The organism is Sphingomonas sp. FARSPH, from assembly GCF_003355005.1.
Classification (GTDB): domain Bacteria; phylum Pseudomonadota; class Alphaproteobacteria; order Sphingomonadales; family Sphingomonadaceae; genus Sphingomonas.
The window spans coordinates 2,115,897-2,135,017 of record NZ_CP029985.1 but is presented as its reverse complement, the minus strand read 5'-3'; the positions used below and the strand labels follow the sequence as shown (position 1 = coordinate 2,135,017).

The 19,121-nt window shown below is 68.4% G+C and carries 22 protein-coding genes; 3 read left to right on the top strand and 19 right to left on the bottom strand.

Annotated features, from left to right (window positions below; all coding sequences use genetic code 11):
* Nucleotides 1–43 precede the first annotated feature (43 nt).
* The 15 genes from DM480_RS10100 to DM480_RS10030 form a co-directional block, all read right to left on the bottom strand.
* Nucleotides 44–925, bottom strand: coding sequence for a GNAT family N-acetyltransferase (locus DM480_RS10100; RefSeq protein ID WP_232833952.1), 882 nt, complete (start codon nucleotides 923–925; stop codon nucleotides 44–46).
* On the bottom strand, nucleotides 922–1,872 hold the full coding sequence (locus tag DM480_RS10095; protein WP_115378711.1) for a polysaccharide deacetylase: 951 nt from the start codon (nucleotides 1,870–1,872) through the stop codon (nucleotides 922–924). Before DM480_RS10095 ends, DM480_RS10100 begins: the two co-directional genes overlap by 4 nt.
* Before the next feature lie 89 nt (nucleotides 1,873–1,961).
* Nucleotides 1,962–3,884 (bottom strand): excinuclease ABC subunit UvrC, encoded by a 1,923-nt coding sequence (gene uvrC / locus DM480_RS10090; protein ID WP_115378709.1) that lies wholly within the window; start codon nucleotides 3,882–3,884, stop codon nucleotides 1,962–1,964.
* Nucleotides 3,885–4,039: 155 nt separating this feature from the next.
* Entirely contained in the window at nucleotides 4,040–4,507 is a 468-nt protein-coding gene (locus DM480_RS10085; protein WP_115381138.1) for a hypothetical protein, read from the bottom strand.
* 85 nt (nucleotides 4,508–4,592) lie between these two features.
* Nucleotides 4,593–4,913 (bottom strand): DMT family transporter, encoded by a 321-nt coding sequence (locus tag DM480_RS10080; RefSeq protein WP_115378707.1) that lies wholly within the window; start codon nucleotides 4,911–4,913, stop codon nucleotides 4,593–4,595.
* Between the two features lie 239 nt (nucleotides 4,914–5,152).
* Nucleotides 5,153–5,815: a F0F1 ATP synthase subunit B family protein gene (locus DM480_RS10075; RefSeq protein WP_115378705.1), complete on the bottom strand. Its 663-nt coding sequence runs from the start codon at nucleotides 5,813–5,815 to the stop codon at nucleotides 5,153–5,155.
* Entirely contained in the window at nucleotides 5,808–6,302 is a 495-nt protein-coding gene (locus DM480_RS10070) for a F0F1 ATP synthase subunit B family protein (RefSeq protein WP_115378703.1), read from the bottom strand. The genes DM480_RS10075 and DM480_RS10070 overlap by 8 nt, the downstream gene beginning before the upstream one ends.
* A 58-nt stretch (nucleotides 6,303–6,360) precedes the next feature.
* Nucleotides 6,361–6,591: a F0F1 ATP synthase subunit C gene (locus tag DM480_RS10065; RefSeq protein ID WP_115378701.1), complete on the bottom strand. Its 231-nt coding sequence runs from the start codon at nucleotides 6,589–6,591 to the stop codon at nucleotides 6,361–6,363.
* Nucleotides 6,592–6,635: 44 nt separating this feature from the next.
* Complete coding sequence (locus DM480_RS10060) at nucleotides 6,636–7,427, bottom strand: F0F1 ATP synthase subunit A (protein WP_115378699.1); 792 nt, start codon at nucleotides 7,425–7,427, stop codon at nucleotides 6,636–6,638.
* Between the two features lie 38 nt (nucleotides 7,428–7,465).
* Complete coding sequence (locus DM480_RS10055) at nucleotides 7,466–7,789, bottom strand: AtpZ/AtpI family protein (RefSeq protein ID WP_115378697.1); 324 nt, start codon at nucleotides 7,787–7,789, stop codon at nucleotides 7,466–7,468.
* A 220-nt stretch (nucleotides 7,790–8,009) separates the two neighbouring features.
* Nucleotides 8,010–8,381, bottom strand: a complete 372-nt coding sequence (locus DM480_RS10050; protein WP_115378695.1) for a YdbL family protein — start codon at nucleotides 8,379–8,381, stop codon at nucleotides 8,010–8,012.
* Complete coding sequence (locus DM480_RS10045; protein WP_198665794.1) at nucleotides 8,381–8,569, bottom strand: YnbE family lipoprotein; 189 nt, start codon at nucleotides 8,567–8,569, stop codon at nucleotides 8,381–8,383. Before DM480_RS10045 ends, DM480_RS10050 begins: the two co-directional genes overlap by 1 nt.
* Before the next feature lie 56 nt (nucleotides 8,570–8,625).
* Nucleotides 8,626–11,784 (bottom strand): YdbH domain-containing protein, encoded by a 3,159-nt coding sequence (locus DM480_RS10040; RefSeq protein ID WP_115378692.1) that lies wholly within the window; start codon nucleotides 11,782–11,784, stop codon nucleotides 8,626–8,628.
* A gap of 73 nt (nucleotides 11,785–11,857) precedes the next feature.
* Nucleotides 11,858–12,379: a CcdC protein domain-containing protein gene (locus DM480_RS10035; protein WP_115378691.1), complete on the bottom strand. Its 522-nt coding sequence runs from the start codon at nucleotides 12,377–12,379 to the stop codon at nucleotides 11,858–11,860.
* Nucleotides 12,380–12,457: 78 nt separating this feature from the next.
* Nucleotides 12,458–12,832 carry a phasin family protein gene (locus tag DM480_RS10030; protein ID WP_232833951.1) on the bottom strand — a complete coding sequence of 125 codons (375 nt, stop codon included), beginning with the start codon at nucleotides 12,830–12,832 and terminating at the stop codon, nucleotides 12,458–12,460.
* On the opposite strand from DM480_RS10030, the gene DM480_RS18510 reads away from it, so the two are divergent.
* Nucleotides 12,831–13,193 carry a hypothetical protein gene (locus DM480_RS18510; RefSeq protein WP_232833950.1) on the top strand — a complete coding sequence of 121 codons (363 nt, stop codon included), beginning with the start codon at nucleotides 12,831–12,833 and terminating at the stop codon, nucleotides 13,191–13,193. The two genes, DM480_RS10030 and DM480_RS18510, sit on opposite strands and share 2 nt — an antisense overlap.
* Before the next feature lie 7 nt (nucleotides 13,194–13,200).
* Here DM480_RS18510 and DM480_RS10020 read toward each other — a convergent pair whose 3' ends face one another.
* The 4 genes from DM480_RS10020 to DM480_RS10005 all read right to left on the bottom strand — a co-directional run bounded on the left by DM480_RS10020 (nucleotide 13,201) and on the right by DM480_RS10005 (nucleotide 15,285).
* Nucleotides 13,201–13,668, bottom strand: a complete 468-nt coding sequence (locus DM480_RS10020) for a hypothetical protein (RefSeq protein WP_115378689.1) — start codon at nucleotides 13,666–13,668, stop codon at nucleotides 13,201–13,203.
* 63 nt (nucleotides 13,669–13,731) lie between these two features.
* Entirely contained in the window at nucleotides 13,732–14,178 is a 447-nt protein-coding gene (locus DM480_RS10015; RefSeq protein WP_115378688.1) for a hypothetical protein, read from the bottom strand.
* Between the two features lie 93 nt (nucleotides 14,179–14,271).
* Entirely contained in the window at nucleotides 14,272–14,622 is a 351-nt protein-coding gene (locus DM480_RS10010) for a hypothetical protein (protein ID WP_115378687.1), read from the bottom strand.
* A gap of 33 nt (nucleotides 14,623–14,655) precedes the next feature.
* Nucleotides 14,656–15,285, bottom strand: coding sequence for a helix-turn-helix domain-containing protein (locus DM480_RS10005; RefSeq protein ID WP_115381134.1), 630 nt, complete (start codon nucleotides 15,283–15,285; stop codon nucleotides 14,656–14,658).
* 257 nt (nucleotides 15,286–15,542) lie between these two features.
* Between DM480_RS10005 and DM480_RS18505 the strand changes: the two genes are divergently transcribed.
* Entirely contained in the window at nucleotides 15,543–16,229 is a 687-nt protein-coding gene (locus DM480_RS18505) for a L,D-transpeptidase family protein (RefSeq protein WP_232833949.1), read from the top strand.
* A 177-nt stretch (nucleotides 16,230–16,406) separates the two neighbouring features.
* Complete coding sequence (gene acnA, locus DM480_RS09995; RefSeq protein ID WP_115378686.1) at nucleotides 16,407–19,094, top strand: aconitate hydratase AcnA; 2,688 nt, start codon at nucleotides 16,407–16,409, stop codon at nucleotides 19,092–19,094.
* Nucleotides 19,095–19,121 lie beyond the last annotated feature (27 nt).

The window sequence follows — 19,121 nt, the reverse complement described above, 5'->3', positions numbered from 1 at the left end:
ACCATGTAACCGTTTTCGCAGCCAGTGTTGCGGGGCTGCAACGCTATCGGCGGACGCTCTTCGCCAGCCGCGCGAGGGCGGGCTGGCGCGCGAGACGCTTGGCCAGCGCAATCCCCCGGTCGAACGCCGCCAGCGCGCCGAGCGTCGCGCGATTGCCGATCGTCGGATGGAGCAGCAGCAGGTCGACGCACGCGACGCCGCCGGTCGCGAACAGCCGCTTGTGCTGCCCTTCGCCCTCGGTGAAATCGAACCAGCGAAAGCGATCGCCGAACAGGTCGCGCATCGCGGCGGCATGCAGCACCGTGCCCGGCGACAGATCGCCGAGCGCGGGATCATGGCCGACATGGTCGTAGCGCAGCGCCTGCCCCTGCGCGGTGCAGCACAGATAGGCGGCCGGCGCGCCGTCGATCAGCAGCAGCCAGGCACGCAGCGCGTCGCGATCCGCCATCGCGCGCAGATGCGCGACGGATGCGGCATCCTCCGGCAGGCCGGCGTCGAGCAGGCGTTCCTGGTAGGTCATCGCCGACACCGCACGCGCGAGCGGGTGAAAGGCATCGAATTGCGCAGCCGTGCGATAGGCGCGGATCGCCATCCCGGCCGCCGCCGCCTTCTTCGTCTTGCGCTTCAAGGTGGAGCGCGCCTGCCCCGACAGGCCGGCGAGCCAAGCGTCGTGGCCGATCGCAAGATCGGTATAGTAACGCGTGTACCGCTGCCGCTCCGCCACGATCAGCCCGTCGCAGTCGAGCGCATCACGCCGCGCGGCGGGCAAGGACGTGACGAGATAGCCGTCCCGCCCCCCGGCCGGCAGCGCGGGCACGTCGCCGGCGAGCACCTGCTCCAGCGACAGCGCGACGCGATCCAGCTGGCGCGGGACGCTGGCGAGCGTGCGGGCGCCGATCTGAAAGCGCAGCGGGATCGTGCTCACGCCTTGCGCTCGGCGACCCAGTTGGACCACAATTGCTCCGCCTGCCGCCGGCGCCGACGCAGCGCGCTGCGCGCCAGCGGACGGTCGTCCTGCCCCAGGGTCAGGTCGGGCCGGTCGGCGAAATGCACGGTCGGCAGCATCGCGCGCCGCTCGACCAGCATCCGGCACAGCGCGTCGAACCGGCGCACATGCACCGCATTGGGCCGCGTGCCGAGCCGGTTGGCGAGTTCGAAACCGTGGCTGACGATCGTCACCGCCGCATGCTCCCCGGCTACCGCATGGTCGAGCGCGGCCTCCGTCTCCGCGGCGGAGAGCGCGCACAATTGGAAGTGCCGCCACAGGCCCGGCGCCTCGGCGATCACGGTGACCGGTACTTCGGTGACGCGCGCGCGCAGCGGTGCGATCTGCGACGGGGCAAGGCCGGTGCGGCTGTCGGCGATTTCCGCGCCATTGTGGCTGCTGTCGTACAGGAAACCGAGTTCGGCGAGCGCGCGCAACGTGTCGTCGTTCGCGGCATAGCCGCCCGCGCGGAACGCGACCGGGCGCGGCGCCCCCGCCGCGACAAGCAGGTCGGTCGCCCCGCGCAACAGGTCGATCTGTTCGGCAAGCGAATATTCGTGCAGCTGGAACCGGCCATAGGTCGCGCCCCGGTCGCCCGCCTTCGCCCCCGTCCAGTTGGGATGCAGGTGCAGCTGCACCTCCTGCCCGGCGGCGAGAATCGGCTCGATCATGCGCCGGATCGGCGCGAGGCCAAAGATCAGCGCGGGCATCGGATCGACGAAGAAACACGCCTTCAGATCATGTTCGGCCAGCCGGCGCAGCTGATAGGTCAGCCCCACCCCCGCCGGTTCGATCGAGCGATCGTAGATGTCGGCGACGTCCAGCCCGGCGGCGTGATGGCGCCAGGCGAATTCGGTGTCGATCGTCAGGAATACGGGCGTCGCCATGCCCCGCTCCTATCGCCTTGCCATGAACAAAAGGCAAAGTCGCCCGACCGTACGAATGCCGGCCCGCGCCCGCTCGCGAGGATCGAACGCTACCGCGCGTGGTAGAAGTCGTAGACCTGCTGGGCGACCGCGTTCGACACGCCGGGCGCCTTGCGCAGGTCCTCGAGGCTCGCGTTGCGCACTGCGCGGGCGGTGCCGAAATGCATCAGCAGCGCCTTCTTGCGCGCCGGGCCGATGCCGGGCACTTCGTCGAGCGGGCTCGCGCCGATCGCCTTGGCGCGCTTTTCCCGGTGCGCGCCGATGACGAAGCGGTGGACCTCGTCGCGCAGCCGCTGGAGGTAGAAAAGCACCGGCGCATTGACCGGCAGCTGGAATTCGCGGCCATCGAGCAGGTGAAAGACCTCGCGCCCCTCGCGCCCGTGATGCGGGCCCTTGGCGATGCCGACCAGGCAGACGTCCTCGATGCCGAGGTCCTCCAGCACCGCCTTCGCCGCATTGAGCTGCCCCTTGCCGCCGTCGATCAGGACGAGGTCGGGCCAGGTCCCGTCGTCGCGATCGGGCGCCTCCTCCAGCTGACGCGCGAAGCGGCGGCGGAAGACCTCGCGCATCATGCCGAAATCGTCGTTGGTCGCCGCCTCGTTACCCTTGATGTTGAACTTGCGATACTGGCCCTTGCGAAAGCCCTCCGGCCCGGCGACCACCATCGCGCCGAGCGCGTTGCTGCCCTGAATGTGGCTGTTGTCGTAGATTTCGATGCGATCCGGCGGCCCGTCCAGCCCGAACAGATCGGCGACCTCGCGCAGCAGCTTGGCCTGCGTCGTCGATTCGGCGAGCCGGCGTTCGAGCGCCTCGACCGCGTTGCGCTTCGCCTGATCCATCAGCCGGCGGCGGTCGCCGCGTTGCGGCACCGAGATCGCGACCTTGTAGCCGGCACGCTCGCCCAGCGCCTCCATCAGCAGCGCGCCCTCGGCAAGGTCGCGGTCGATCAGGATCGTGCGCGGCGGCGGCACCTCTTCGTAGAATTGCGTCAGGAAGCTGACCATCACCTCCTCCTCCGGCACCTCGGCGGTGTGGGCGGGGAAGAAGCTGCGATGGCCCCAATTCTGGCCGCCGCGGATGAAGAAGGCCTGGATGCCGATCACCCCGTCCTTGCACGCCAGCGCGAAGACGTCGGCGTCGCCGACCCCTTCCGCGTTGATCGCCTGCGTGCCCTGGACGAAGGTCAATGCCTTCAGCCGGTCGCGCAGCAGCGCGGCGAGCTCGAAGTCCATGTTCTCAGCCGCGGCCTGCATCTGTGCGCCAAGCTTTGCCTGCACCTTGGTCGACTTGCCCGCGAGGAAGTCGCGGCAGTCGTCGACCAGCTCCTTGTAACCCTCCGTGTCGATCCGCCCGACGCAGGGCGCGGAGCAGCGCTTGATCTGATAGAGAAGGCAGGGTCGATCGCGCGTCTTGAAGAAGCTGTCGGTGCAGCTGCGCAGCAGGAACAGTTTCTGCAAGGCATTCAGCGTGTTGTTGACGCTGCCTGCGCTGGCGAAGGGGCCGTAGTAATTGCCCGGCGCCCGGCGCGCGCCGCGATGCTTTTGCACGCGCGGGAAATCGTGATCGGTGCGCAGCAGGATGAAGGGGAAGCTTTTGTCGTCGCGCAGCAGCACGTTGTAGGCGGGGCGAAAGCTCTTGATCAGCTGCGCCTCAAGCAGCAGTGCTTCGGCCTCGTTGTTGGTCGTGACGATCGTCATAGACCGCGTCTGCGACACCATGCGCTGCAGGCGCTTGGGCAGCGCCTTGATCTGCGTGTAATTGGCAACGCGCTGCTTCAGCGAACGCGCCTTGCCGACGTAGAGCACGTCCCCCTTCGCATCCTGCATCCGGTACACGCCGGAGCGGTTGGGCAATGTCGCCAGCACGTTGCGGATCGCCGCGACCCCTGCGTCGAGATCCGGCGTATCGGATCCGCGAACGGTGTAGGTGGCGCGTTTCTCGTTGAAGCGATCGGGGGGGCCGTAGCCGGACATGGGGTCCATGTAGGAGTCGGTGCCGGTCGGGGCTAGAGTCTTATCCTTCCCGCTAGCGGAGAGGTGGAGGGGGCTTTCCACAAACGCGGCGCTGTGTGGAAAACCCCGTCCGTCAGCGCTGCGCGCTGCCACCTCCCCGTGCCGGGGAGGACAGGCTAGCGGCCGCTGCTCGGCCCTGGCCGCTTCTTCGGCGCAGGCGGTGGGGCACCGCCGCCGAGCGCGGCAAGATCGAAGGCGAGCTTGTCCATCAATTCCGCGCTCATCTGGCCGCCGCTCAGCGGGGCGAGCTTGCGGAGCGACAGCGCGCGAAATTTGGGTAGATTCTCATCGCTGCTCAAGCCGGGCATATCCCTGTCGAGCACCGCCTTAGCACCCGGATCGGCGATCAGGTCGGCGATCGGCGTATCGAGCGAGAAATGCGTGGTGGCGGGAGCCGACGCCACCGGCAGCGCGGGCGCGGCAACGGGTGATGCGTCTGCCGCCGCGGGCTCCGGCGGCTTCGGTTCCGCCGGCGCGGCGGGGGTGTCGGTGCCCGACAGGTCGAGCGCGAACTTGTCCGCCCGCTCCGCCGCCGTCGTCTGGGGCGGCATCGCGAACAACAGGGCGGAGACGACGATCGACATCACGGTGCACCTCGCCGGACCGGACGCGGCCCGGCCTCGATCCTACCACGATGCCGGCCGCGGGAAAGGCCTGGGAACGAGGCGGTCAGGCCTGCCCGAACAGCTTGGTGCCGACGACGCCGACGACGGTGAGCGCCATGAAACACGCCTGCAGCGTGCTGACCTTGTCGCCGAAGAAGATCACGCCGCCGATGATGACGCCGACCGCGCCCAACCCCGTCCACACCGCATAGGCGGTGCCGGCGGGAAGGCCGCGCATCGCGAGCGCGAGCAGGCCCATGTTGACGAACGACAGGATGATCGGAACGCTCGACGCCTGCCACGTCCCCAGCGTCGCCGCCCATTTCAGGCTGAGCGCCCAGCAGATTTCGGTGACGACGGCGACGGCGAGAATGGCCCACGACATGCAAGGATGCTCCTTGTTGCGGGCTCGGATGTCGAACGGCACCGCCGGAAACCCGGAAAGAGACGGCGCTGGATGAGAATTGCCGGTCGGCTCTACCGAGGTCCTGCCGCCGTGTTCCTGCGAACGCGGGAACCCAGGGTTACGAACGCTCCGTCTGCGGCTCTGGGCTCCTGCCTTCGCAGGAGCACAACAGTCGGCCGTTGGGCAGCGCTCCGCCGGCAACGATCAGTGCGGGGGGATCAGTGCGGGCGGCCGAGCCCCGCGATCGTGCGATCGACCATCGCCTTGTCGGCGGTGCCGTCGTGATGCTCGGCAATCAGCGTCGTGGCGGCGCGGGCCGCGGTGTCGGCGGCGAGCGCGCGCACCTCGGCGATCGCCTGACGTTCCGCGGCGGCGATCTTGTCCTCGGCGCGCTTGGTGCGACGGGCCATCAGCTCCTCCGCATCCTGCTTCGCCTTGGCGATGATCTGGTTCGCTTCCTGCTGCGCATGATGGCGCATCATCGCGGCATCGGCTTCGGCGGCCTTGGCCTTCGCCTCATATTCCGCGCGCAGCTTCTCGGCCTCGGCCCGCAGCGCCTTGGCCTCGTCGAGCTGCTGGCGGATCACGGCGATCTTGCCGTCGAGCGCGCTGCCGATCTTGCCGGGCACCTTGGCGAGCACCATGCCGATCAGCACGACCAACGCCGCCATGCCGACCCAGCCGGTGGTGTTCAGGTAGAGGGCGGTCGGCTCCTCGACATGATGCGCAGTAGGTTCGGCGACGCCGTTGGTCACCGCGCTCGCGTCGCGCACGTCGCGCGGCTGCAGGCCTTCGGTCTGCGTCGCGTCGGCGAGATTGGTCGCGATCGTCGCATCCGCATTGTCGATCGGGGCGGGATTGGCGGGGGCGGGATTAGCCATGTGCGCTGCTCCGGCGTACCGCGTCGGCGGCGGCTTCGATGCTGACCTGAACGCCCGCGACCTTGCCGACCAGGTCCTGCGCGACTTCCGCCGCGACCGACTGGAGGTTCAGCATGGCCTGCGCCTTGGCGTTGCCGACGGCGAGGTCGTGATGCGCGAGCCGTTCCGCCAGTTCGGCGTCGACCGCGTGGATCTGGCTTTCCGCAGCCTTGGCGGCGCGCGCCTTGGCAGCGGTGGTTTCCGCCTGCGCCGCGGCGCGGGCGGAGTCCATTTCGGCGCGCCATGCCGCCTCGACCTTGTCGGCGGACAGGCGGGCCTGTTCCGCGGCGGCGAGGTCACCCGCGATCTGCGCCTCGCGCGCATCCACGGTCGCGATCACCTTGGGCACCATCAGCTTGCCGATCCCGAAATACAGGATGCCGAAGGTGACGAGCAGCCAGAAGATCTGCGAGGCGTAGGTGGCGGAGAGCTGGGCTATCTGGGGCATGGCGTCCTCTCGTTGCCGGCGACGGCGCCCCCGAAGGACCGCGCCGCCGGCAGCGACATTACTTGGCGACGAACACCAGGATGATCATCGTCACGAAGGCGAGCAGGCCGAGAAGCTCTGCGCCCGCGAAACCGATGAACAGGCGGCCCTGCTGGCTGTCCGCCGCGCCCGGATTGCGCAGCGCGCCTTCGAGGAACTTGGCGAACACATTGCCCACGCCCAGCGAGGCAAGGCCCATGCCGATGGCGGCCAGACCGGCACCGAGCATGCGAGCGGCTTCTGCGTCCATTTCAATCACTCCAGTTCGAAAAACTAAACGGTTGGTACGAAAACTCAGTGCAGGTTGACGGCGTCGTTCAAATAAACGCTCGTCAGCAGCGCGAAGACATAGGCCTGGATCGCCGCGACCAGCAGCTCCAGCAGCGTGATGCCGAGCATCAGCGCGAAGCTGGGCAGCGAGATCAGCAGGCCGTAGCCCAGGCCGAGGTTGAGGCCGTTGATGACGAAGGCGGCCAGCACCTTCAACAGGATGTGCCCCGCGGTCATCGCGACGAACAGTCGCAGACCGAGGCTGAAGGGACGCACCAGAAAGCTCATCAATTCGACGATGAAGATCAGCGGGATCATCAGCTTCGGCGTACCATGCGGCACGAACAGCGCGAAAAAGTGGAAGCCGTGCTTGCCGAAACCGACGATCAGCACGATCGCGAAGCTGATCACCGCGAGCACGCCGGTGACGGTCAGGTGGCTGGTGATGGTGAACGGGTGCCAGCCTGGCACGACGCCGACCGGGGTCAGGCCCCAGATGTTGGCGAACAGGATGAACATGAACAGCGAGAAGACGTAAGGGACGAAGCGCTTGCCCTCAGGCCCGATGTTCGAGGTCAGCATGCTCTGGACGAAGCCGGTGAAGCCCTCCACCGCCGCCTGCCAGCGGCCGGGCACCAGCTGGCGCTTCATCCCGCCCAGCATGAACAGCCACAGGCTGACGAGCGTGATGACCATCCACAAGGCGGAATTGGTGAAGGACAGGTCGTGTCCCGCGACGATCCAGCGCTGACCGAACAGGGGTTCGATCAGGAACTGGTGCATCGGATCGATCTTGCTGCCCGCTTCTGCCGCCACGTGCCTTCGCTCGCCTTCCAATACGACAAACGCCCGGTTTAGTCCGGGCGCGTGCCTGTGATCCGTATGATCTGCCTGAACGCGACCGCTATCCCGAGGAACAGCATCACGATCAGCGCCCACGGGGTCGTGCCGAACCAGCGGTCGATACACCAGCCGATCAGCGCCGAGCCGACCAGACTTCCGATCAGCGCCGCCAGCACCCGGTTGCCGAGCGAATAGCCCGCGTCCGCATTGGGTGCCGCCTGCCCCGTCCGCACCGCTTCCCGATGTCGCGCTTCCCGAAGCCGCTCATCGAGCGCGGAAAGCCGCGGATCGTCCGCCGTGCCGCCGAAGTCCTGTCCCGGACCCTCTTCCGCCATGCGCCATCCTCTGCCCAATCGTATCGGCCGGGGAAGGAAAGCGCACGATCGGCGAGCGATCCCGCCAAGGCAGGGTTGCGTCTAGGCAAGGGGCCTTGGGGTGTCAACCGCCCGCGATTGTTACGCGGCGATGAACGGATTTGCCGATCTGTTGCGACCGCCTGGTCTTGTCGTTCACGCGAAGGCGGGGATGACGACAGAAGGAGACGCCCCTAAGCGCTTACTTGCAGCGCCCGTCCAGCTCCGGCGTGCCGGTATTTTCCTTCCACTGGCCCGACGGCGTCTTGTACATCTCGCCGACCGGCACGCGCGCGACGAGGTTGCAGCCCGTCGTGAAGGCGAACTGCTCGACGGTCGACCCGTTCGCCTGCGCGCTTTGCGTATAGGCCGCCTTACGCTTGATGTTGATGTCGCGGACCATCGCCTGCAGCGCGGGGCTGCCGCCGCCGACGACGCCGAGATAGCCGTCGGGCTGTTCGCCGACCTCCTTCGCCGCGCGCGCCGCCTGATAGGCGGGGTCGCGCTGCGCCGACGCTTGCACCGAAAGGCCGGTGAGAGCCACCAGGCCGGCAACCATCAAGACCTTGTTCATCAGAAAATGCCCCCGGGGTTCTGCTGGATCAGCGACTTCGCCTCGCCGTCGAGACGATAGACGACCTGCTGCGTGACCGCGATGTTGAGATTGATCTCGATCGGCTTGTCCGGCGCGGTGACGTTGACGCATCCGCCCGTCATCGCACCCGTCATCACCGTCGCCAGGGTCAGTCCGATCGCGCCCATATCCCTCATCCTGGCAGACGTCGTGATCCGCCGCCGTTTCGTCAATCCTGTCGCGTTCATGGCACGGTTCCGCTTGCGGGAGGCTGAATGCCGCCCTTTTGTGTCTGTTTATCCTGTTCCCGGATCAACTGTTGCAGATTGCGCTGCACCAGCCGGCTGGGATCGTAGAAAGATTGCGCCGAATCGAGCAGGCCCCGGAATGGCGCCTTGATCCGGATGTTGAACACGAAGGGCAGCTTCGCCAGCCGGCGGATCAGGAAGTTCGACTTGGCGCCCTTGCCCTGCGTCACGCCGGCAAAGCGCACCTCGGTCACCATCTCGCCCGCCAGCGGCCCGTTCATCGTGATCGTCAGGCTGCGGTAGCGCAGCGATTTCAGCGCCTGAAACGCGAGATTGCCCCAAAAGCCCAGGTCCTTTTGCGTCAGCGCGCCGACATAGGCGATGCCGCCGCCGCCCTCGCGCACCTTCAGGAAGCCGCCCTCGATCCGGCCGCCGGTCGTATCGAACACGATCGGCAGATCGCCGTCGAACACGCCGGTCGCATCGATGTTCTGGAAATCGAACTGCTGCAGGAACTGGTCCGCCGCCGCGCCGCGGATGCGGAAGGTCATCCGGCGCACCTGGTCGGTCGAGAAATCGAGCAACGTCGGCAATAAGGTCAGCCGTCCGCCCGCGAACGGCCACTCGCCGCCCTCGATCCGCACCCGGTTGCCGGGCAGCGTCTGGTACCGGATCGTCCCGTCGTTCGCGGCGACGCCCGGATTGACGCTCTTGATCGTCGCCACCTGCCCCGGCGCGCTCTCCAGGTTGAGCAGGTCGGTGAACTGGAGCGTCGTCGACAGGCCCGTGACGGGGCCGAAGGCGGCCGCGAGGTTCATGTCCTTCGTCGCGAATCGCCCGGTCGAGGTGACGCCCGCGGGGGTCCAGCCGATATGCCCCTCCCCGGTCACGGTCCCCGCGACCTCCGCGACGACGCCATAGGTCAGCCGGGTGAGCAGATCGGGCTGGAACGCCTTGGTGAAGGTGATGCCCGGCACCGCGAGGTCGGCGTCGCCCGCCCCCGTCGCCAGATCGTGGACGATCGTGACGTCGGCGACCTTCGTGCCCGTCGTCGGCTCGGCCAGCGTGCCGCCTGCGCGGATGACGTTGTCGGCGAGCGTCAGCGTGACATCGTGCCCGCGCATCGGGTTGAATCGGGGCGCGTCCGCCGCATCGCGCACCGTCAGCCCGCCGGTCAGCGCCAGCCGCCCGCCGCGGAACGTCCAGTCGCCCGCCGCCTCGCCCAGCAATAACGGCACCGCGCCGATCTGCCCCGCGCCGCCGCTGAACTGGCCGGCGATGCCCGATCCGTCGAGCTGTCCGGTCAGCTGCGCGACATCGATCCGCGTCACGCGATCCGCGCTGCCGAGCCGCGTCGCAAGGCCCGCGATCGCAAAGCCCCGGTCGCGCAGACGCAGGTCCGCGCCCGTCGCGACGACGTCGATCGGCGTTGCGCCCAGCCGCCCGGTCCAGTGCGTCGCGCCGAGCCGTGCACCGCCGTCGACCACGCCGCCGCGCGTCGACACCAGCGCCGCCCCCTGCGCGCAGAGCCGCGTGCGGATGGGGTCGAGCACCAGCCCGCCGACCGCGAGCCTGTCGAAGGCGAAGGGCACGCAGCCGGGATCGAACGCTATGCCGCCGCGCGGATCGATGCGCAGGTCGACGGGCAGCATCGCGCCGTCGATCCGGCCGCCCGTCCCGATCGGACCCGACAGCCGCGCGGTAGTGACGATCCGCACGCCGGCGCGGGGCGCAGCGACGATCGACATCGGCGCCAGCGCGAGCCTTGCGTCGCCCGCGGTGTAAGGCGCCATCACGATCCGGCCACGGATCGTCCCGGCCGGCGAGCGCGACAGCGTCGCGACGGCGCCGGGCAGCCCGCCACCCGCCAGCGTCGCGCGCGCATCGGCGCTGAGCGCACCATCCGGCCAGCGATAGCGGATGCCCTGGCCCGCCAGTCGTAGCCGGGCCCCCGTCTGCGCGACGATGTCGACCGCGGAGACGGCGAGGATGCCGGCGCCGCTGCGCTGCGCCACCGCGATGGACGCGCGGCCGTCGAACCGGCCTGCGGCCGCGACGAGCGCCGCACCGCCGCGGCGGATCAGCGGCGCGAGCGGCGTGCCCGCGCCGAGCGCGGCGATATCCCGCTGCCCCAATCGCATGCTCCGGCCACCGGTCACGGCGACGCGCCCGTCGAAGCGCTGCGTCGCGCCGATCGCATAGGTCCCCGTGACGCCGATCGCCGCAGCGCTTTCACCCCCCGCGCGCAGTTGTCGCAGCGACAGGTCGACCGTGCCGTGCGTCGCAGACGCATTGCCCGCGAAGTCGATCGTGCCGGCCAGTTGCGCGGCGCGCGCGTCCGATACTGCCGCCGGTCCGCCTGCAAGATGCACGCGTCCCTGCCACCGATCGAGCGCGGGGCCGACCGTCGCATCGATGTCCGTTTCCCCCCGCGCGATCCGCACGCCGCCGCACGCCGCGGCGTCGCCCCGCACCGGACCGGCCAGCCGGGGCGCTCCGTTCGATACGCGCAGCCGCATCGCCGCACGCGCTCCGCGCACCTCGCATCCCGCGATGGCGAGCGTCGGCGCAACCAGGGCAACGCGCCCGGCGAACCCGTCGTCGAGCCGCCCTTTGCCCGCCAGCTTCAGCCCGACGAGGCCCACCGGCGTTTCCAGCCGCATGCGCGCATCGGCGATGTCGACGCGCATCGCCGGCAACGCCGGCGACTTGCCCGGCGCGGCGCGCGCGCCGGTCAGCAGCTTGTCGATCTCGCCCAGCGTGATGCGGCCGTCGACGACGCGGCCGCGGACACGGACATGCCCTGCGCGCACACCGACCAGCCGCGGGCCGCCGACACCGAAGGCGGTGCGCGTCTCCACCCAATCGGCGACGAGGTCCGGCCGGCGCGGATCGCCGATCACCAGATCGGTCAGCCGCTGCTCGCCGACGCCGAGCGCCCCGATCGTGTAGCGCGCCGCGACGCCGCGCTTGGCAAGGGCATCATCGATGACCCGGCCCGCGATCGGCTTGCGCACCACCCAGATCGCGATCAGCGCGGCGAGCAGGACGATGGCGACACCCAGCGCGATCCGCCCACCCCGCCCGAAGGACGGGATGGCGCGGCGACCGCGGTGCGGCGCTGGCAGGTCCGCTTCGGCGCCGGGATCGATCATGCCGTCGCCATAGGCCGGGGTGGCGCCGCCACGCAATCGAGCAAGCGGCGATCACGCAACGGACCCGCGCGGTTCACGCTGCGGCGGCGCGCGCCTCCGCCAGCAGGCGTCTGCCGCGCAAATACATCTCGATCCGCTGTGCGGTGAACAGGCCGAGCGCCAGCATCATCAGCATGTCGGTCACCGCCATCGGATCGAGACCGATCGCGCCGCCGCCCATCCCGGCGACGGATCGCGCGCCGCTGCGCACCGCGACCAGCGCGAGCAGGAACAGCATCGCGGCGGGCGACCCCGTCTGGTTGAGGGCTTGTGTCGCCGGATCGACCGACAGACGCATCATACGCCCGCGCTGCCAACCGAGCGCGGCCCCCAGCCCTAGCGCAAACAGACAGAACAGCCAGGCGATGCCGTGCGGCGGCACCGCGGCGAACGTTGCGACGACCGCGACCGCGTAGAGCGCGGGCACGATCCAAAGATGCTCGATCTTCAGCGGTCGCACCTGGCGCATCCGGCGCCAACGCAGCGTCATCACCACGGCGATGATGCCCGCTGTGATCGCATAACTGATCCAGCCCGATTGCGGCGGTGCGTGCATGGCCTGTCCCCCTTCTCAGGATGGGGAGGCTATGTCGCAAATCCGCCGCTGGCAATCGGGCCGCGCGGAGCGGAACTCCTATTTCGCGTCCTCGTCGGGGTGTCGGTCGCCGCGCGGCTGCGCCACCGATTCGCGGCCGATCCGCACGATCATCTCGCCGATCTCGCGTGCCTGGGTCATCGCCCGTTCGCCCTGCCCACGCAGAAACTGCCCCTGGATGCGCATCACCTCAGCAAGATCGCGGGCCTGCGCCGCCTCCCGCATCGCCGCGAACGCCTCCTGCGTGTTGCGCTCCGCGACTTCGAGCATCTTGAGGCCGATCGCCTGGCCACCTTCCGCGGCCTGACGACCGCCGGCGCGCATCGCCTCGCCGGCGCGGCGAGCCGGATCGAGCATGTGATCGGTAAAGCTGTCGCGCGCCTTTTCGCCGGCTTCGCGCCAGCGATCGGCCATGTCGCGCATCATGTCGGCACCCTGGCCGGCCTGGTCGGATCCCGTCGGTTTCGCCTCGTCGGCCATCGGTTCTCTCCATAACGGTGGCGATTGTCGTCACACCCTGTCGTTCCGGCTGAACGCACGGACACCGTCGCCGTTGCGCGCCGTCGCCGCGAGGCTACAAGGCGCGATGATGGGAAAGCCCGATGACGCCATGCACCGCCAGATTCGCGGCGACCTGCTGATGCGGGCGATCGCGCTGGGCGACGAACTCGTCCGGCTCGCCGACGATCTCGGCCAGTCGGTCGCCGCGACGCATATCTTTCAGGGGCTGGAGATGATGCGCGATGAAGTCGAGCGGCTGACCGGCCACCGCTGAAGTCCGCTTAGACCTCGCTGACGCAGCGCAACACCAGAGTGCGCCCCTGCGCGCTCAGCGTCAGGCGCGGATCGGGATCGTCGTCGCCCCCCGCGATCAGGCCGCGCTCGCCCATCACCGCCAGCCACCGCCGCGCGACGGGCAAGCGGATGCCCGCCGCCTCCACGGCCTCCGCCAGATGCAGCACGCGCTGCTCCCCTTCCGCAACGAACATCGCGAGCAGCAGGTCCCAGGCGGGCTCGCCGAACACCTCCGCCAGCGCGCCGGCGGCACGATCGCGCGCGCGCCGCTGCGCCAGCAGCGCCTTCGCACGTTCCAGATCGCTCGGTTCGACCGGCCCGGTGGGCACGGTCGCCGCCATTTCGCCACGCGTGCGCGCCGCGGCGCTACGCACGCGCTCGATCGCGGCGGCGAGGCGCTCGTAATCGTCGCGATCCCGTTCGGGCCAGCGCAGCAGCCGGATGTCAGCGGTCATGATAAGGCGTGCCGTTCGTCACAGGGCCATTCGTCACGGGGCCATTAGTCACAGGGCCATTAGTCACAGGGGCGACCAGTCGGGATCGCTGCCGAAGCGCGCGACGCGGTCGCGATGCCGCACCGCGCCGATCGCGAGCAGCAGCAGCATGGGGTAGGCGATCTTGCCGCTCGCCCCGGCGTACATCCATGGCACCAGATCGGGCTGGATCGCCTTCACGCCGTGCACCGCGATCGTGATCAGATGCAGCGCGCTGACGTAGAGCGGCCAGTACCGGTCCGCCCGCACCGCGATGCCGACCAGTCCGATCAGCATCAGCACGTCGACGCCGAGCAGCATCGGCTCGAGCCGCCCGAACGGATGCTGCGCGTTGTAGAAGGGCGCGATGAAGGTCGCGGCCGCCCCGACGATGAAGATCAGCGCCGTCCAGCGCTCCGGCGCGCCGCCCGCGTAGAGCGCTAGCGCACAGGCGATCCCCAGTACGAGGTTGAAGACGAGCACGTGGATCATGCGGCATGAACCATGGACACATCGGATGGCGCACGAAGGGTCATGGCTTGGTCAGCCAAAGGAGCATGATGGTGACCAAGCCATGAGCCGTCGTCAGGCCGCGATCCGCAGGTGGCCTGCGTCCGCGCCCGTCGGGGCGAAATCGGGCTTTGGCTTTTCGTCGCCGAAGCTCGTCTCATACCCGATCTGGCGCCCGACCTTCTCGACGACGCGGTGGCCGGCGACGGTGTGACCGCGCGCGGCGCCGATCGCCATGATCGCCTGGCTGAGAACTTCGAACGCCTGCTGCCCGGCGATCGCCGGAAGGTTGGCGGCGGCGCGGGCGCGCGGCAGCGAGGCGAGCAATTCGCCCCCGGTCGCGAACGCCTCATCGAGCTGGGTTTCAAGCTTCCACAGCAGCTGCGCGACGGCGTCGAGCGCATCTTGCGAATTCGCGTAGGACATAGCCACCTTTCCACCCTGTCGGGTCCTGTTGGGTCAGGAAAGGGAGCGCGATACCGCCGCGATCAGCCCGGTCAGCGCCTGGAGACCCGTCATCAGCATGCCGAAACCGACGGCGATGCCCAGAGCGATGGCCTGGATCCAGAGCAACCGGTCACCGATCGTCAGCGTGTTGCGCGCCTGCCCTTTCCGCCGGAAGGGCAACCGCAGTCCCGGAGAGGCGACCGGCATCGGTCGCTCCCCGGGCGCCCCCGGTTGCCTGTCGATCGTCTCGTCCGGCGAAGCGGCGATTGGCGGATCGGCAGGGGTCGTCGCCAGCCGCGCAGAATGCCCCCCGATTTTGTCGGGGGTCTCGGGATCAGCGGTGAATACGGGGGGCGCAACGGACCCACCATCGATCCCGTCGCCTGACACCCCCAGCGCATCTTCATATGCGCCGAACGCCAACGCCGCCTCGCGCCGGTTGCGCGCGCCCAGGATGCGTACCGCTTCGGTCAGATAGCCGTCGACCGTCGACTTCTCGATGCCGAGTTCGCCCGCGATCTCCTTCGACCCCTTGAGCGCGCGGACGCCGCGCAGGCAATCGCGCTGGCGCGGCGACAGGCGATCGAACCGCGCGGGATCGGCGCCCTCACCGTCCCACGGCATCACGCCTCCAGCGATCATCACCAGCTGCACGCCCGGACTTCGACACTCGTTCCACCATCCTCATAATGGGCGAATTCCTATCCTATCATGGTTACCGGATCGGGTGAAAACCCCGATTGCGCGACTTTTTTGTCCGAATTCGGCCGGTTCAGACTGATTTATGCCAAGGACTTTCGTGCCAGCCTGGCACGTCGCCGTTTCACGGCTGGGCAGCGCCGCTTGGATCGACGATGATCGCGCCGTTCCGTACGGTTTTTATGGAGGACGATTCGCCGATGGCCCCGCCCCGCACCGCTCTGGCGAAGACGATCCTCGCCCTCGCGGGCGGCGGCATCGCCGCGGGCGCGATGATCGCTTATGCCCCGACGCGCGGAACCCCCGTCGCCGCGGCCAAAACGTCCCCAGTGCGAACCGCCGCCGCTAAGCCGACCGCCGCCCCGACCACCGCCGCGCCGGCGTCGGCGCCCCGCAAGCTCGCGCCTTCTCCCTTGCCTGTCCCGACGCCGATGCCGGTCGACATGACGATCAAGCGCGTGCTCGACATCGGGCCGATCAAGTTCGGCGACTATGCCTGGGACGACAAGGGCGTTCCCGACGGCCCGCTGATCATCACCGTCGACCTCGCCGCCCAGACTTTGTCGGTGTTTCGCGGCGGCTATGAAATCGGGGCGGCGGCGATCCTGTACGGCGCCGACGAGAAGCCGACGCCACTCGGCACCTTTCCGATCCTGATGAAGGATGCGCGACACGTGTCGCGCACCTATGGCAACGCGCCGATGCCCTATACGCTCCGGCTGACCGCGGACGGCGTCGCGATCCACGGGTCGAAGGTCGAATGGGGCTATGCGACGCATGGCTGCATCGGTGTGCCGGTCGCATTCGCGCGGCTGTTGTTCGCGCAGGCGAAGCTGGGCGATCGCGTCATCATCACGCGCGGCAAGAGCCTGCTGCCCCAAGCCTGACGCCGCGTCGGCGGCCGATATGCCGCTCTGCCGCAAAGCCGTCTTTCCCCATCGATAACCCCTTGCTAAGGCCCGCGCGACGACAGGCTTAGCCAAGCGCTCCTCGCGCGCCCGCGCGGCGTCCACAAACGCCGTGTTCCCCCAGGCGCGAGTCGAGCCACACAGAAGGGACACGACATGACCGCCATCGGCCAGGACAGCCTCAACACCCGCACGACGCTCGACGTCGGCGGCAAGGCTTATGACTATTTCAGCCTTGCCAAGGCGGCGGAAAAGTTCGGCGATATCAGCCGCCTGCCCTTCTCGATGAAGGTGCTGCTCGAGAACATGCTCCGCTTCGAAGACGGCAAGACCGTGACGGAGGAGGACGTCAAGGCGATCGTCGACTGGCAACAGGAGCGTCGTAGCGACCGCGAGATCCAGTATCGCCCCGCGCGCGTGCTGATGCAGGATTTCACCGGCGTGCCCTGCGTCGTCGACTTGGCGGCCATGCGCGACGCGATCACCAAGCTCGGCGGTGACGCGGCCAAGATCAACCCGCAGGTCCCCGTCCACCTCGTCATCGACCATTCGGTCATGGTCGACGAATTCGGCACGCCGCAGGCGTTCGAGGATAACGTCGACCTCGAATATCAGCGCAACGGCGAACGCTACGAATTCCTGAAGTGGGGCTCCAAGGCGCTCGACAACTTCCAGGTCGTGCCGCCGGGCACCGGCATTTGCCACCAGGTGAACCTGGAATATGTCAGCCAGGCGATTTGGTCGTCGACCGAAGCCGGCGACAACGCCACCGGCACCGCCGCGATCGCCTATCCCGACACGCTCGTCGGCACCGACAGCCACACCACGATGGTCAACGGCCTGGGCGTACTTGGCTGGGGCGTCGGCGGAATCGAGGCGGAAGCGGCGATGCTCGGCCAGCCGGTCAGTATGCTGATCCCCGAAGTCGTCGGCTTCAAGCTGACCGGCGCGCTCAAGGAAGGCATCACCGCCACCGATCTGGTGCTCACCGTCACGCAGATGCTGCGCGCCAAGGGCGTCGTCGGCCGCTTCGTGGAGTTCTACGGCCCGGGCCTGTCGTCGATGACGCTTGCCGACCGCGCGACGATCGCCAACATGGCACCCGAATATGGCGCGACCTGCGGCTTCTTCCCGATCGACGACAAGACGATCGAATACATGCGCCTGACCGCGCGGCCCGAAGACACGATCGCGCTGACCGAAGCCTATGCCAAGGCCAACGGCTTCTGGCGCCACGACGATGCCGCCGACCCCGTGTTCACCGACACGCTGGAACTCGACATGGGCACCGTCACCGCGTCGCTCGCCGGCCCGAAGCGCCCGCAGGACCGCGTGTCGCTCGGCAAGGTGGATGAGGTGTTCAACGGCGACCTCTCCAAGCTCTACAACAAGCAGCGCCCCTCGCGCGTCGACGTCGCCGAGCGCGGCCATGATATCGGCGACGGCGACGTCGTGATCGCCGCGATCACCAGCTGCACCAATACCTCCAACCCCAGCGTGCTCGTCGCTGCCGGTCTGGTCGCGCGCAAGGCGAACGCGCTCGGCCTCAAGCCCAAGCCATGGGTGAAGACCAGCCTCGCGCCCGGCTCGCAGGTCGTCACCGATTACCTCAACAAGTCCGGCCTCACCGCCGACCTCGACGCGATCGGCTTCAACCTCGTCGGCTATGGCTGCACCACCTGCATCGGCAATTCGGGCCCGCTGCCGGGTCCGATCTCGGCCGCGATCAACGAAAACGACCTCGTCGCCGCCTCCGTCCTGTCGGGCAACCGCAACTTCGAAGGCCGCGTCTCGCCCGACGTCCGCGCCAACTTCCTCGCCTCGCCGCCGCTCGTCGTCGCGTACGCGCTGAAGGGCACCGTAACGCAGGACATGGTCGAAACCCCGCTCGGTCAGGGCAAGGACGGCCAGGACGTGTTCCTCAAGGACGTGTGGCCGACCAACCAGGAGGTCGCCGAGACGATGGCGGCGAACATCGACGACGAGATGTTCCGCAGCCGCTACGGCAACGTCTACGCCGGCGACGCCAAGTGGCGCGAGATCGACGTGACCGGCTCGGCGACCTACGCCTGGCCCGCGGCGTCGACCTATGTCGCCAACCCGCCGTATTTCGAGGGCATGGAAATGACCCCGAAGCCGGTCCACGACATCATCGAGGCGAAGCCGCTCGCGATCCTGGGCGATTCGATTACCACCGACCACATCAGCCCGGCGGGCTCGATCAAGGCGGACAGCCCCGCTGGTAAGTGGCTGACCGAGCGTCAGGTCGCGCGCAAGGACTTCAACAGCTACGGCGCGCGCCGCGGCAACGACCAGGTCATGGTCCGCGGCACCTTCGCCAACATCCGCATCAAGAACGAGATGGTGCCGGGCGTCGAAGGCGGCATGACGCAGTACAATGGCGAAGTGATGCCGATCTACGACGCCGCGATGCGTCACAAGGCGGACGGCACGCCGCTCGTCGTCGTCGCCGGCAAGGAGTACGGCACCGGCTCGTCGCGCGACTGGGCGGCGAAGGGCACCAACCTGCTCGGCGTGCGCGCGGTCATCACCGAAAGCTTCGAGCGTATCCACCGCTCGAACCTCGTCGGCATGGGCGTACTGCCGTTGCAGTTCGCCGAAGGCGTGACGCGCCAGACGCTCAAGCTGGACGGCACGGAGACGTTCACGATTCAGGGCGTTGCCGGCCTGCGCCCGCGTCAGACCGTCGAAGTGACGCTGAAGCGCGCCGACGGCAGCATCGAAACGTTCGAGACGCGCTGCCGCATCGATACCGTCAATGAGCTGGAATATTTCCTCAACGGCGGCATCCTGCAGTACGTGCTGCGCAAGCTCGCCGCCTGATCGTCCGGATTAGCCGCAACGAAAAAG

Bases quoted from the DNA above. Each gene is read 5' to 3' on its own strand.
- DM480_RS10075 (WP_115378705.1), bottom strand. From the start codon at position 5,815: ATGGCTAATCCCGCCCCCGCCAATCCCGCCCCGATCGACAATGCGGAT.
- DM480_RS10085 (WP_115381138.1), bottom strand. From the start codon at position 4,507: ATGTCGATCGTCGTCTCCGCCCTGTTGTTCGCGATGCCGCCCCAGACG.
- DM480_RS10095 (WP_115378711.1), bottom strand. From the start codon at position 1,872: ATGGCGACGCCCGTATTCCTGACGATCGACACCGAATTCGCCTGGCGC.
- DM480_RS10005 (WP_115381134.1), bottom strand. From the start codon at position 15,285: ATGATCGCTGGAGGCGTGATGCCGTGGGACGGTGAGGGCGCCGATCCC.
- DM480_RS10080 (WP_115378707.1), bottom strand. From the start codon at position 4,913: ATGTCGTGGGCCATTCTCGCCGTCGCCGTCGTCACCGAAATCTGCTGG.
- DM480_RS10070 (WP_115378703.1), bottom strand. From the start codon at position 6,302: ATGCCCCAGATAGCCCAGCTCTCCGCCACCTACGCCTCGCAGATCTTC.
- DM480_RS10020 (WP_115378689.1), bottom strand. From the start codon at position 13,668: ATGACCGCTGACATCCGGCTGCTGCGCTGGCCCGAACGGGATCGCGAC.
- DM480_RS10045 (WP_198665794.1), bottom strand. From the start codon at position 8,569: ATGGGCGCGATCGGACTGACCCTGGCGACGGTGATGACGGGTGCGATG.
- DM480_RS10030 (WP_232833951.1), bottom strand. From the start codon at position 12,832: ATGGCCGATCGCTGGCGCGAAGCCGGCGAAAAGGCGCGCGACAGCTTT.
- DM480_RS10050 (WP_115378695.1), bottom strand. From the start codon at position 8,381: ATGAACAAGGTCTTGATGGTTGCCGGCCTGGTGGCTCTCACCGGCCTT.
- DM480_RS10015 (WP_115378688.1), bottom strand. From the start codon at position 14,178: ATGATCCACGTGCTCGTCTTCAACCTCGTACTGGGGATCGCCTGTGCG.
- acnA (WP_115378686.1), top strand. From the start codon at position 16,407: ATGACCGCCATCGGCCAGGACAGCCTCAACACCCGCACGACGCTCGAC.
- DM480_RS10065 (WP_115378701.1), bottom strand. From the start codon at position 6,591: ATGGACGCAGAAGCCGCTCGCATGCTCGGTGCCGGTCTGGCCGCCATC.
- DM480_RS10055 (WP_115378697.1), bottom strand. From the start codon at position 7,789: ATGGCGGAAGAGGGTCCGGGACAGGACTTCGGCGGCACGGCGGACGAT.
- DM480_RS18505 (WP_232833949.1), top strand. From the start codon at position 15,543: ATGGCCCCGCCCCGCACCGCTCTGGCGAAGACGATCCTCGCCCTCGCG.
- DM480_RS10035 (WP_115378691.1), bottom strand. From the start codon at position 12,379: ATGCACGCACCGCCGCAATCGGGCTGGATCAGTTATGCGATCACAGCG.
- DM480_RS18510 (WP_232833950.1), top strand. From the start codon at position 12,831: ATGTCGCGCATCATGTCGGCACCCTGGCCGGCCTGGTCGGATCCCGTC.
- uvrC (WP_115378709.1), bottom strand. From the start codon at position 3,884: ATGTCCGGCTACGGCCCCCCCGATCGCTTCAACGAGAAACGCGCCACC.
- DM480_RS10010 (WP_115378687.1), bottom strand. From the start codon at position 14,622: ATGTCCTACGCGAATTCGCAAGATGCGCTCGACGCCGTCGCGCAGCTG.
- DM480_RS10040 (WP_115378692.1), bottom strand. From the start codon at position 11,784: ATGATCGATCCCGGCGCCGAAGCGGACCTGCCAGCGCCGCACCGCGGT.